The sequence below is a fragment of the Acidovorax sp. genome, assembly GCF_016783915.1.
GTDB lineage: Bacteria > Pseudomonadota > Gammaproteobacteria > Burkholderiales > Burkholderiaceae_C > Acidovorax.
In genome coordinates, this window is sequence record NZ_JADHVT010000031.1 from 27,628 (window position 1) to 40,696 (window position 13,069).

The window sequence follows — 13,069 nt, forward strand, 5'->3', positions numbered from 1 at the left end:
TTGTATTGATTTAATCTAGTCGGTGGATTTTACTTTTTGCCGAACCCGTACCCCCGAGGAAACCCGAAATGGCCGAACCCCTGCTGATTGCCAAGCACGACACGATTGAATGCCACCTGCTGCCCGGCCTGGCCAACCGCCACGGGCTCATCACCGGTGCCACCGGCACCGGCAAGACGGTGACCCTGCAGACCCTGGCCGAAAACTTCTCGCGCATTGGCGTTCCGGTGTTCATGGCCGACGTGAAGGGAGACCTCACCGGCGCCAGCCAGCCGGGCAAGATTGGCGACAAGCTGGCCGGCGTGCTCAAGGAGCGGGGCCTTCAGCTACCCGTCCCCCTGGCCTGCCCCACCACGCTGTGGGACGTGTTTGGCGAACAGGGCCACCCGGTGCGCGCCACGGTATCGGACATGGGGCCGCTGCTGCTGGGCCGCATGCTCAACCTGAACGAGACCCAGCTGGGTGTGCTCAACCTGGTGTTCAAGATTGCCGACGACAACGGCATGCTGCTGCTGGACCTGAAGGACCTGCGCGCCATGCTGCAGTACGTGGGAGACAACGCCAAGGAGTTCACGACCGAATACGGCAACGTCAGCGCCGCCAGCGTAGGCGCCATCCAGCGCGGGCTGCTGCAGATCGAGCAGCAGGGCGGCACGCAGTTCTTTGGCGAGCCCATGCTAAACATCCAGGACTTCATGCAGACCGTGGACGGCCATGGCGTGGTCAACATCCTGGCGGCCGACAAGCTCATGAACTCGCCGCGCCTGTATGCCACCTTCCTCTTGTGGATGCTGTCTGAGCTGTTCGAGCAGCTACCTGAGATCGGCGACCCCGAGATTCCGAAGCTGGTGTTCTTCTTCGACGAGGCCCACCTGCTGTTCAACGAGGCGCCCAAGGTGCTCATCGAGCGCATCGAGCTGGTGGTGCGACTGGTGCGCTCCAAGGGCGTGGGGGTTTACTTCGTCACCCAGAATCCGCTCGACATCCCCGATAGCGTGCTGGCCCAACTGGGCAACCGCGTGCAGCACGCGCTGCGCGCCTTCACCCCGCGCGACCAGAAGGCCGTCAAAGCGACGGCCACCACCATGCGGCAAAAACCGGGGCTGGACATTGAAACCGCCATCACCGAGCTGGCCGTGGGCGAGGCGCTGGTGAGCTTTCTGGACACCAAGGGCCGCCCCAGCGTGACCGAACGCGTTTTTGTATTGCCTCCGGGCAGCCAGTTGGGCCCCATCACACCACAGCAGCGCCAGGCCCTGATGGCCGGTTCTCTGGTCGCGGGCGTGTATGAAAAGGTGGTGGACCGCGAGTCGGCCTACGAAAAGCTCAAGGGTCGCGCCGCCGAAGCCAGCGGGCAGGCGGGTAACGCAGCGGGCGGGGGCAACGGCAAGGTGGCCACCGGTGCGCCCACCGAAGAAGGCGGCGGCCTGCTGGGTGGGCTGAACGACGTGCTGTTTGGCAGCACCGGTCCGCGCGGCGGCAAACGCGACGGCCTGGCGCAGACCATGGCCAAGTCCGCCGTGCGCACCATGGGCACCACGATCGGCAAGGAGATTTTGCGGGGCGTGCTCGGCGGTATCTTTGGCGGCGGCAGCAAGCGCCGCTGACGCCGTTGGGACGGCGCCCGGCGTCATAGACCGGCGGCGCCCCTCCCGCCATTGGCTCGCCTCCCTGTGAAAGCGCACAACATGGCGCCTGTGACCTTTTGACGACACCCCGCGATTCGTCACAAATCAGTCACATGGCCGCCGTGAAATCGCCATACACAAAAACAAAAAGAAGGAGGGACGATGACACGCATTGAAAACGTTCTGCTGCGCTGGGGCGGCAAGGTCATGCTGCTGGCCATTGGGGTGTGGGTGGCAGCCATCCTCGGCATCTTTGCAGGCGCCTGGCGCCTGCGCTGGCCCTGGGTCCTGTACTTCATTGCCACCGTCATCATCACGGCGCTGGTGATCCAGTGGACCAACGCGGTGCGCCAGCGCTACATCCGCGAGGCTCCCCTGCCCCGCTTTCTGCAGCGCAAGCTGCGCGAGACCTACCCCCATCTGAGCACCCGCGACTGTGAGCTGGTCGAACGCGGCCTGCGCCAGTTCTTCATGGCCTGCCTGCGCAGCAACCAGCAGTTTGTGGCCATGCCCTCCAAGGCGGTCGATGCGCTGTGGCACGAATTCATCCTGCACACGCAGGCGTACAAGCTGTGGTGCCAGAACGCACTGGGCTTCTTCTTGCACCACACACCCGCCGAGGCGCTGGGCCACAAGGCGCGCCACAACGACGGCCTGCGCCGCTGCTGGTACTGGGTGTGCAAGGAAGAATCCATCGACCCCAAGGCGCCCAGCCGCCTGCCCCTGCTGTTTGCGCTGGACGCCAAGTTCGCGATTGCCGGAGGCTTCAGCTACGTGCCCGACTGCTCCGACATCGCCCGCAAAAGCGACGCGGGTGGCAGCGGCGGCGACAGCTACTGCGGCACCAGTTTTTCGGACGGCAGCTACAGCGGCAGCTCGGGCGATTTTGGCGGTGCCGAGAGTTCGGATGCAGGCAGTGACGGCGGCGGGGATGGCGGGGGAGACGGCGGCGGTTGTGGTGGTGGCGGGGACTGAGCGCCTGAACCACCGACCCCGTTGGCGACACAACGCCAGCCCCAATCACTCTCTTTTTGATAGCTACCCGGGCATGATGTACTAGCACCTGCAGCCCAAATTGCCTGAAATCAAGTCCAGTCACCCAGGCGACGACCGGGCCTGCGCACACCGGTCTACAGTGGCACCCCATGAACACCCTCACCTGCTTTTCCCTCAGCATCACTGACCATGTGGCCCATCTGGTTCTGAACAAACCCGAGGCCATGAATACCATGCACCCCACCTTCTGGCGCGAGCTGGACGCGGTGCTGGCCCAGCTGCACCAGGCGGGCGCGGCGCGGGCGCTGGTCATCAGCAGCACCGGCAAACATTTCAGCGCGGGCATGGCGCTGGAAACCTTTGGCGGCGCCATCACGATGGACGACCAGAGCCCCGAGGGCCGTGCCGCCATCTTTGACCTGCTGACGGACATGCAGGCCACCTTCACCCGCATCGACAACCTGCGCATCCCCGTCATCATGGCCATCCACGGCGGCTGCATCGGCGGAGCGGTGGACATGGTCACCGCAGGCTGCATCCGCTATGCCACGGCCGACGCGTTCTTCTGCATCCAGGAGATCAACATCGGCATGGTGGCCGACGTGGGCACGCTGCAACGCCTGCCCAAGCTCATCCCTCTCGGCGTGGTGAAAGAACTGGCCTACACCGGCCGCCGCTTGAGCGCCGCCAAGGCCCTGGGCTACGGCCTGGTCAACGAGGTCTTCGACACCCAGGAAGCCATGCTGGCCGCCGCGCTGCAGTGCGCCAAGGAGATCGCGTCCAAGCCTCCGGTGGCCATTTGGGGCACCAAGCAGGCCGTTAACTACGCGCGCGACCACAGCGTGGAAGACAGCCTGCGCCAGATGGGCTGGCTGCAAGGCGCCATCTGGAGCAACCAGCATGTGCGCGAATCGGTCATAGCCATGAAGCAAAAACGCGTGGGCGAGTTCCCGGCACTCACGCCGTTGCAGCGGTTCAGCGAGCTGGGCTGACCGCCACCGGGCCGCGCCATGCGGCCCGTGGTATTGGGCTCACAGGCATGTGCCACATCAAAATGTATAGCTGCCCAGGCATACAGCACTAGCGCTCGCAGGCCCTTTTGCTTGAAGTAAAGAGGTAAAGGGCTATCATCAGGCTTTACGGGGTTTGGCCGTCTTCCAGCCCTGTCCACAAGGATGCCGCCACCATGACGCTGCCCAGCCTGACCCCGCCCACCTACGACGATGTGGCCGCTGCCGCGCACCGGCTCAAGGGCATGGCCCACCGCACGCCCGTGCTGCGCTCCAGCACCGCCGATGAGCGGCTGGGCGCGCAGCTGTTCTTCAAGTGCGAGAACCTGCAGCGCACCGGCGCCTTCAAGTTCCGGGGTGCGTTCAACACCCTGGCCCAGTTCACCGACGAGCAGCGCGAGCGCGGCGTGCTCGCCTTCTCTGCTGGCAACCACGCCCAGGCGATTGCGCTGTCAGCCCGGCTGCTGGACATGCCCGCCGCCATCGTCATGCCCGAGGACGCCCCCGCCTCCAAGATGGCCGCCACGCGCGACTACGGCGCCCAGGTCGTCACCTACAACCGCTACACCGAAGACCGCGAGGCCATCAGCCGCCGCCTGGCGCTGGAGCGCGGCATGACGCTGGTACCCCCGTTCGACCACCCCCATGTCATCGCTGGCCAGGGCACGGCCGCCAAAGAGCTTTTTGAAGAAGTGCCCGACCTGGACTACCTCTTCGTCTGCGTGGGCGGCGGTGGCCTGCTGGCCGGCAGCCTGCTCGCAGCCGAGGCCCTGGCGCCGCAATGCCGGGTGGTGGGCGTAGAGCCTGCGGCGGGCAACGACGGCCAGCAGTCGTTCAAAGCCGGACACGTGGTGCAGATCCCCACGCCCCACACCATTGCCGACGGCGCACAGACCCAGGCCCTGGGCCAGCTCACCTTCCCCATCATCCAGCGCCTGGCCGACGACATGGTCACTGCCACCGACGAGCAACTGGTGGAGTCCCTGCGCTTTTTTGCCGAGCGCATGAAGATCGTGGTCGAACCCACGGGCGCCCTCGCGTTCGCCGGGGCCCAGCACGGCAACGTGGACATCCATGGCGCGCGTGTCGGCATCCTCATCAGTGGCGGCAACGTCGATTTGTCGCGCCTGGCACGGTTTCTGGCAGACTAGCCCCCACTTTTTTACCCACTGTGTGGCAGAGCGTGCCTGTGCACCGGCACTGAGGCCTCTGCCCTTCTCCTTTCAGGTTCCCCATGAGCAACGTCACCGTCATCACCCACCCCCTCGTCCAGCACAAGCTCACGCTGATGCGCAAGAAGGACGCCAGCACCAACAGCTTTCGCCGCCTGCTCGGAGAACTCTCCACGCTGATGGCGTACGAAGTGACCCGCGACATGCCGCTGCAGGATGTCCAGATCGAAACCCCGCTGGAGACCATGACCGGCAAGATGATCGACGGCAAGAAACTGGTGCTGGTGTCCATCCTGCGTGCGGGCAACGGGTTTCTGGACGGCATGCTCAACGTGGTGCCCGGCGCGCGCGTGGGCCACATCGGCCTGTACCGCGACCCGGCCACGCTACAGCCGGTGGAGTACTACTTCAAGATGCCATCCGAAATGGACGAGCGCGACATCATCGTGGTGGACCCGATGCTGGCCACCGGCAACTCCGCGGCCGCTTGTGTGGACCGCCTGAAAAAGCTCAACCCCCGCTCCATCAAGTTCGTCTGCCTGCTGGCTGCGCCCGAAGGTGTGGCCACGCTGCAAAAGGCGCATCCCGATGTGCCGATCTTCACCGCCGCCATCGATCGCGAGCTGAACGACCACGGCTATATCCTGCCGGGCCTGGGCGATGCGGGTGACCGTATCTTTGGCACCAAATAAGCGCACAGCCGCCTGGTCATGCACCAGCCACCGCAGGAGGGCCTTTGTGCCCGGCGGTGGCTTTTTTCATGGCTGCGCACCCACGTCCGCAAATTTTTACCACTTGGTGGCTTTCCTCTGGCAGACTTGCCAGCGGTTTGCCGCAGTCCGGGGGGCCTACTGGCGCGCTCCTTGCTAGGACAAAGGCACCTCCAACCCTTTGTTCGCTTGTCTGAAGGACCCCCACCATGACCACTCGCCGCATCTTCACCGGACGCCTGCTCTGCACCTCCATGGCCCTCTCGGCCGCCATGGCGATGGCGCCCTCTTTGGCCTTCGCGCAGTCCAAGATCAAGGTCGCGGCGATCTACACGGTGCCTTTTGAACAGCAATGGGTCAGCCGCATCCACAAGGCGCTGAAGGCCGCCGAGGCACGTGGCGAAATCGAATACAAGGCCAGCGAAAACGTGAGCAACGCCGACTACGAGCGCGTGATGCGCGAGTACGCCACCGGCGGCAACCAGCTCATCGTGGGCGAGGCCTTTGCGGTAGAAGCCGCCGCCCGCAAGGTGGCCAAGGACTTCCCCAAGACTTCGTTCCTGCTCGGCTCCTCCGGCAAGCCGCAGGCGCCCAATTTCAGCGTGTTCGACAACTACATCCAGGAGCCCGCGTACCTCAGCGGCATGGTGGCTGGCGGCATGACCAAGACCAACAAGATCGGCATGGTGGGCGGCTTCCCCATCCCCGAGGTCAACCGCCTGATGCATGCCTTCATGGCGGGCGCCAAGGAGACCAATCCCAAGGTCGAGTTCACCATCACCTTCATCAACAGCTGGTTTGACCCACCCAAGGCCAAGGAAGCCACCTTCGCCATGATCGACAAGGGCGCCGACGTGCTGTATGCCGAGCGCTTTGGCGTGAGCGACGCCGCCAAAGAAAAAGGCAAGCTCGCCATCGGCAACGTGATCAACACGCAAGAGCAGTACCCCGATACCGTGGTCGCGTCGGCCATCTGGCACATGGAGCCCAGCATCGACCGCGCGCTGAAACTGGTGAAGGAAGGCAAGTTCACACCCGAGGACTACGGCCCGTATTCGATGATGAAGCACAAGGGCTCTGAGCTGGCCCCACTGGGTACGTTCGAGAAGAAGGTGCCTGCCGACATCGTCGCCAAGGTCAAGGCCAAGGAGGCCGACATCCTGGCGGGCAAGTTCACCGTGAAGGTGGACGACAGCCAGCCCAAGTCCACGGCCAAGTAAGCACCGGATGCAGCGGGCGCCGTGCCCGCGTCCTCAACTTCTGTGCACAGGCCACCCCAGCAAAGCGGTGGCCTGTTTGTTTTGATGCTCACCGCTATTGGCTCACCCACCATGTTTTCGCACCACACCACCAAGCCGACTCTGACAACCCGGTGCACCCGCCTGCTGGGCGCCCTGGCCCTGGCCGCCGTGGTCGCGGGCTGTGCCGCCACCTCGCCTGGCAAAACAGCCGTGCGGCTGGACGACACGCCCCGCATCGCCGTCATCTCCGCTTTTGCCCCTGAGCTGACCGTGCTGCTGCCCCAGGTGCAGCAGCCCGCCAAGCACAGCATCAACGGCGTGGAGTTCACCACCGGCACGCTGGAGGGCAAACCTGTGGTGGTGTTCCTGTCGGGCATCAGCATGACCAACGCGGCCATGAACACCCAGCTGGTGCTGGACCGCTTCCACGTGAGCCACGTGGTCTTCAGCGGCATTGCGGGCGGCGTGAACCCTAGCCTGCACATTGGCGACGTGACGGTGCCCGCACAGTGGGGCCAGTACATGGAATGGCTGATGGCGCGTGAAGACAAACCCGGCCAGTACAGCGCCCCCGCGTGGATGAAAAGCGAGCTGACGATGCCCGCCTTCGGCATGATGCACCCGCGCCCGGTGGAGGTGCGATCGACTGCCAACCCCCAGCTCAGCAAGAAGTTCTGGTTCGAAGCCGACCCGAAGATGCTGGCCACCGCCCGCAGCCTGCAGAACGTGGGCCTGGAGCACTGCCTGGCCGCCACCTGCCTCAAGCAGCGCCCACAACTGGTGGTAGGCGGCAACGGCGTATCGGGCCAAGCCTTTGTGGACAACAAGGCCTTCCGCGAATACGCCTTCAAGACCTTCGAGGCCAACGTGCTCGACATGGAAACCGCCGCCACCGCCATGGTCGCCCACAGCAACGGCGTGCCCTACATCGCCTTCCGGTCGCTGAGCGATCTCGCCGGTGGTGGTGATGGCGAGAACGAAATGGGCACCTTCATGGGCCTGGCGGCCGCCAATTCGGCCAAGGTGTTGCGCGCGTTTCTGGCGGCGTGGAAGTGAAGCAGAAACACCCCCCTGAGCGGCTACGCCGCTTCCCCCCGCTCTCGCAGTGCTGCGCACAGCGGGCAGTGGGACGACGCCAGCGCGGCGGGGCGGCCCTTGCGCGGCGCCCACTGGCCTGGGCCGCGCCAGTTTTGTGTACCGCTGACGGAGCACGACTCCATGCGTGCTGACATGCCCCCCGTCCTGCGCCTGACCGGCATCACCAAGCGTTTCGGCAAGCTCGTCGCCAACGACGCCATCAGCCTGACCCTGGCACGCGGCGAAGTGCTGGCCCTGCTGGGCGAAAACGGCGCAGGCAAGTCCACGCTGATGTCCATCCTGTTCGGGCACTACGTGGCTGACGAAGGCAGTATCGAAGCCTTTGGCCAGCCCCTGCCGCCCGGCCAGCCGCGTGCAGCGCTGGCGGCGGGCATTGGCATGGTGCACCAGCACTTCACGCTGGCCGACAACCTCACGGTGCTGGATAACGTGCTGCTGGGCAGCGAGCCGCTGTGGCAGCCCTTCTCGCGCCGCAGCGATGCCCGCGCAAAGCTGCTGGCGGTGTCGCAGCAGTTTGGCCTGCCAGTGAGCCCCGATGCGAAGGTCGGCAGCCTCTCGGTGGGCGAGCGCCAGCGCGTCGAAATCCTGAAGGCACTCTACCGGGGCGCCCGCATCCTCATCCTGGACGAACCCACCGCCGTGCTCACCCCGCAAGAGAGCGAGGCGCTGTTCGACACCCTGGCGCAGATGGTGGCGCAGGGCCTGTCCATCATCTTCATCAGCCACAAACTGGGCGAGGTGCTGCGCGTCTCACACCGCGTAGCCGTGCTGCGCCAAGGCAAGCTGGTGGCCGAGGCGCCTGCACAGGGCACCACGCAGGGGCAACTGGCGCAATGGATGGTGGGCCATGCGATTGAGGCGGCCGAGCGCCGCCCCGCGCGGAGCGTGGGCGAGCCCATCTGCACCCTGAGCAACGTCAGCACCGCCCCCACCGGGCGCGATCGGTTGCACGAGGTCTCCCTCACCCTGCGCGCTGGCGAGATCGTGGCGATTGCGGGCGTGAGCGGCAACGGCCAAGTGGCACTGGCCGATGTGTTGTGCGGCGTGCGCAGCGCCTCCTCCGGCCAAGTCACGCTGCGTGGCGCACCGCTGCAAGCACGGCCCGCGTGGCTGGTCGGCCAGGGCGTGGCCCGCATCCCCGAAGACCGCCACGCCGTGGGCGTGGTGGGCGACCTGCCCATGTGGGAGAACGCGGTGGCCGAACGCCTGCGCGGGCCCTGGTTTGCGCACCCGTGGTTCCGCGCCTTCTGGGTCAAACGCCGCGCCGCGCGCCAGCACGCGCAGCGCGTGGCCGAGACCTTTGACGTGCGCGGCGGCGGTGCCGACGCGCCCGCCCGGTCGCTGTCGGGCGGCAACATGCAAAAGCTCATCCTGGGCCGGGCGCTGATGCCGCCGAAGGACGCAGCAGGCTACACCGCGCCTGCGCCCCAGCTCATCGTGGCGCACCAGCCTACTTGGGGGCTGGACATTGGCGCGGTGATGTTTGTGCAGCAGCAGCTCATCAACGCGCGCGATGCGGGAGCGGCCGTGCTGCTGATCTCGGACGATCTGGACGAAGTGCTGGCGCTGGGTGACCGTGTGGCCGTCATGCACGACGGACAACTGAGCGAGGCGCGACGCGCCGAAGACTGGACACGCGAAGCCATCGGCCTGGCCATGGCGGGCGCTGCCCATTGAGCGACAACAACAAGAACAACCCAGCATGAGACTTGAAAAACGCAACCACACCTCCCCAGCCGCCTACGTGCTGGCGCCGGTGGGCGCCGTGGTGTTCACACTGATCGTCAGCGCCCTGCTGGTGCTGTGGGCCGGGGCGCCCGTGGGCCAGACCTATGCGCTGCTGCTGCAAGGCGCGTTCGGCTCGGTGTTTGCGCTGACCGAAACCCTCACCCGCGCCACGCCACTGATCCTGACCGGGCTGGCAGCGGCCGTGGCCTTCCGCGCGCGGCTGTTCAACATCGGGGCCGAGGGACAGCTCTACGCCGGGGCGCTGGCCGCCGTGGCCGTGGGCGGCATGCACGGGGGCACGGGGCTGGAGTGGTCGCCCTATGTGCTCTTTCCGCTGATGATGCTGGCGGCCGCGCTGGCGGGCGCAGCGCTGCTGCTGGGCCCGGCGCTGATGAAGGCGCGGCTGGGCGTGGACGAGGTGGTCACCACACTGCTGCTCAACTTCATCATGCTGCTGCTGGTGTCGGCCCTGCTCGATGGGCCGATGAAAGACCCGCTCTCCATGGGCTGGCCGCAGAGCGTGGCACTGCAGGGCGACCTGGAACTCTCCAAGCTGGTGCCTCAGACGCGGCTGCACACGGGCCTGCTGTGGGCCGTGTCGCTGGCCGTGATGCTGTGGGCGCTGCTGGAACGCACAGTGCCAGGGTTTGACATTCGTGCTGCGGGGGCCAATGCACGCGCTGCTGCCTTTGCGGGCGTGCCTATCACCCGCACGGTGGTGCTGGTCGCCCTGCTCTCCGGCGGGCTTGCAGGCTTGGCCGGCGCCATCGAAGTGGCGGGTCGCACTGGTTATGTGACGCTCGACATGTCGCCCGGCTACGGCTACAGCGGCATCGTGATCGCCATGCTGGCTGGGCTGCACCCGCTGGGCGTGATCGCAGCGGGCACCTTTGTGGCGGGCGTGCTGGTGGGGGCCGACAGCATGAGCCGCGCGGTGGGTGTGCCCACCTACATTGCGGATGTGATCGTGGCGACTTCGCTGATTGCGGTGCTGGTGGCCGGGCTGCTGACGCAGTACCGCGTGCGCTGGAAGTGAGGCAGCCATGACAACCTGTGCGCACCGAAAATACACGCCAAAAAAGCATATAGCGCTAGTGAATATTGCGCTGACAGCTATCAAAATAGAAGCAATCAGCTCTGGAGCAGCCGCATGACCGAACTGCTCGATATCCTCGCCAACCCCGCGTTCTGGATCGCCACCCTGCGCGTGGCCACCCCGCTCATTCTGGGCACGATGGGGGTTTTGCTGTGCGAACGCGCAGGCGTGCTCAACCTGGGCATTGAAGGGATCATGGTGGCTGGCGCCTTCACCGGCTGGCTTGCCGTGTACGCGGGCCATGGGCTGTGGACCGGGGTGCTGGTGGCTGCGCTCACGGGGGCGGTGTTTGGCTTGCTGCATGCCTGGCTCACCGTAGGGCTGGCGCTGTCTCAGCATGTGTCGGGCCTGGGCATCACGCTGCTGGCCACAGCGCTCAGCTACTACGGCTACCGGGTGAGCTTTCCCAAGGTCAACACGCCACCCACCATCGAGCCCTTTGCACCGATGGAGTGGCTGGGCATTCCTATCCTGTCGGCACAAACCCCACTCACGCTGCTGGCCCTGCTGCTGGTTCCGCTATTGGCCTGGGTGCTGATGCGCACCCCCCTGGGCCTGGCGGTGCGCATGGTGGGCGAGAACCCGCAGGCGGCCGAGGGCCAGGGCATTTCGGTGGCGGCCATGCGCACCGGCGCCATCGTGGCGGGGTCGGCGCTGATGGGCGTGGCGGGGTCGTTCCTCACGCTGTCGGCGTTCAACGCCTTTTTCTTCAACATGATCAACGGGCGCGGCTGGATCTGCGTCGCGCTGGTGGTGTTTGCCTCGTGGCGGCCCGGCAAGGCGCTGCTGGGTGCGCTGCTGTTTGCCTTCTTTGACGCGCTGCAGCTGCGGCTGCAGCAGGCGGGCGATGCGTGGCTGCCGTACCAGGTGTATCTGATGCTGCCCTACCTGCTGTCCATCCTGGCGCTGGTGCTGGTGGCACGCAAGGCAGCGTATCCGCAGGCGCTGATGAAGCCCTACCGCAAGGGGGAGCGGTGATCGGACCACACCGCAAACTCGTTGCCGCTGGGCTCTGTGAAATGAAAGCGCCGTCCTCCCGGAAAGTCGAATACCGGCTTGACCACATGGCCACCCGCCGCCTCCACCTTGGCCAATGTGGCTTCGAGGTCTGCGCTGTAGAACACCAGCAAGGCGCCGCCAGTGGCTGGGGAGGAACACAGGCTGGCTTGGAAAAAGCCGCCGTCCAGCCCCTGGCCCGAGAAGGCCGTGTACTCCGGGCCGTAGTCCACAAAGGCCCACGCAAAGGCCTTTTCAAAGAACGACTTGGTGGCGGGCAAATCGCGCGCCGCAAATTCGACGTAGTTCAGCTTTTCATGTGCGTTCATCGGATGACCCTTTTTTCTTGAAACCCCGCAGTGTGCCAGCGCGTCCCGACGAATATCTACACTCCCCCACCATGCTCGACCTGCTCATCACCCACGCCACCCTGCCCGACGGGCGCCAGAACATGTCGATCGCCGTGCAAGGCGGCCGCATCACCGAAGTGACCGAGGGCCTGCAAGCCCCCGCGCATGAGACGGTGGATGCCGGTGGCCTGCTGGTCAGCCCGCCGTTTGTGGACGCGCATTTCCACATGGACTCGACCCTGAGCTACGGCCAGCCGCGCGTGAACGAGAGCGGCACGCTGCTCGAAGGCATTGCGCTGTGGAGCGAGCTCAAGCCCACGCTGACCCATGACGCCATCGTGCAGCGCGCGCTGCAGTACTGCGACATGGCCGTGGCGCGCGGGCTGCTGGCCATTCGCAGCCATGTGGACACCAGCCACCCCAGCCTGCTGCCGGTGCAGGCGCTGCTGGATGTGAAACAGCGCGTGGCGCCCTACCTGGATTTGCAGCTGGTGGCCTTCCCCCAAGACGGCGTGCTGCGTGCGCCGGGTGGGCTCGACAACCTGAAACGCGCGCTGGACATGGGTGTGGACGTGGTGGGCGGCATTCCGCACTTCGAGCGCACCATGGCCCAAGGGGCCGAGAGCGTGAAGATCCTTTGCGAACTGGCGGCCGAACGGGGCAAACGCGTGGACATGCACTGCGACGAATCCGACGACCCGCACTCGCGCCACGTGGAAACCTTGGCGTACGAAACCCAGCGCCTGGGCCTGCAGGGCCGCGTGACGGGCTCGCACCTCACCTCCATGCACAGCATGGACAACTACTACGTGAGCAAGCTGATGGCGCTGATGGCCGAGGCCGACCTGGGCGTGGTGGCCAACCCGCTCATCAACATCACGCTGCAAGGCCGCCACGACACCTACCCCAAGCGCCGGGGCATGACCCGCGTGCCCGAGCTGATGGCTGCGGGCCTCACCGTCGCGTTCGGCCATGACTGCGTGCTGGACCCCTGGTACAGCGGCGGCAGCGCCGACATGCTGGAGGCCGCGCACATGGGCCTGC

12 protein-coding genes are annotated in these 13,069 nt (G+C 65.8%); 11 read left to right on the forward strand and 1 reads right to left on the reverse strand.

The window, feature by feature from the left end; genetic code table 11:
* Positions 1-68 precede the first annotated feature (68 nt).
* The 10 genes from ISS20_RS08710 (at position 69) to ISS20_RS08755 (ending at position 11,657) form a co-directional block, all read left to right on the forward strand.
* Positions 69-1,607 carry a helicase HerA-like domain-containing protein gene (locus tag ISS20_RS08710; RefSeq protein WP_291435675.1) on the forward strand — a complete coding sequence of 513 codons (1,539 nt, stop codon included), beginning with the start codon at positions 69-71 and terminating at the stop codon, positions 1,605-1,607.
* Between the two features lie 183 nt (positions 1,608-1,790).
* On the forward strand, positions 1,791-2,603 hold the full coding sequence (locus tag ISS20_RS08715; RefSeq protein ID WP_291435677.1) for a hypothetical protein: 813 nt from the start codon (positions 1,791-1,793) through the stop codon (positions 2,601-2,603).
* A gap of 170 nt (positions 2,604-2,773) precedes the next feature.
* Positions 2,774-3,616, forward strand: coding sequence for an enoyl-CoA hydratase-related protein (locus tag ISS20_RS08720; RefSeq protein ID WP_291435678.1), 843 nt, complete (start codon positions 2,774-2,776; stop codon positions 3,614-3,616).
* Between the two features lie 194 nt (positions 3,617-3,810).
* Complete coding sequence (locus ISS20_RS08725) at positions 3,811-4,785, forward strand: threo-3-hydroxy-L-aspartate ammonia-lyase (protein ID WP_291435679.1); 975 nt, start codon at positions 3,811-3,813, stop codon at positions 4,783-4,785.
* A gap of 83 nt (positions 4,786-4,868) precedes the next feature.
* Positions 4,869-5,498, forward strand: coding sequence for a uracil phosphoribosyltransferase (upp, locus tag ISS20_RS08730; protein ID WP_056062295.1), 630 nt, complete (start codon positions 4,869-4,871; stop codon positions 5,496-5,498).
* Between the two features lie 227 nt (positions 5,499-5,725).
* Positions 5,726-6,736, forward strand: coding sequence for a BMP family protein (locus ISS20_RS08735; RefSeq protein ID WP_291435682.1), 1,011 nt, complete (start codon positions 5,726-5,728; stop codon positions 6,734-6,736).
* Between the two features lie 111 nt (positions 6,737-6,847).
* Positions 6,848-7,813: a 5'-methylthioadenosine/S-adenosylhomocysteine nucleosidase gene (locus ISS20_RS08740; RefSeq protein ID WP_291435684.1), complete on the forward strand. Its 966-nt coding sequence runs from the start codon at positions 6,848-6,850 to the stop codon at positions 7,811-7,813.
* A gap of 174 nt (positions 7,814-7,987) precedes the next feature.
* A complete protein-coding gene (locus tag ISS20_RS08745; RefSeq protein ID WP_291435686.1) occupies positions 7,988-9,532 on the forward strand; it encodes an ABC transporter ATP-binding protein in 1,545 nt (514 codons plus the stop codon).
* Positions 9,533-9,557: 25 nt separating this feature from the next.
* Positions 9,558-10,619 carry an ABC transporter permease gene (locus ISS20_RS08750; RefSeq protein ID WP_291435688.1) on the forward strand — a complete coding sequence of 354 codons (1,062 nt, stop codon included), beginning with the start codon at positions 9,558-9,560 and terminating at the stop codon, positions 10,617-10,619.
* A 114-nt stretch (positions 10,620-10,733) separates the two neighbouring features.
* Positions 10,734-11,657, forward strand: coding sequence for an ABC transporter permease (locus ISS20_RS08755; protein ID WP_291435690.1), 924 nt, complete (start codon positions 10,734-10,736; stop codon positions 11,655-11,657).
* Here ISS20_RS08755 and ISS20_RS08760 read toward each other — a convergent pair.
* Positions 11,636-12,004 carry a VOC family protein gene (locus tag ISS20_RS08760; protein ID WP_291435693.1) on the reverse strand — a complete coding sequence of 123 codons (369 nt, stop codon included), beginning with the start codon at positions 12,002-12,004 and terminating at the stop codon, positions 11,636-11,638. The two genes, ISS20_RS08755 and ISS20_RS08760, sit on opposite strands and share 22 nt — an antisense overlap.
* A gap of 71 nt (positions 12,005-12,075) precedes the next feature.
* Between ISS20_RS08760 and ISS20_RS08765 the strand changes: the two genes are divergently transcribed.
* On the forward strand, positions 12,076-13,069 hold a 994-nt coding region (locus tag ISS20_RS08765), incomplete at its 3' end, for a cytosine deaminase (protein WP_291435694.1).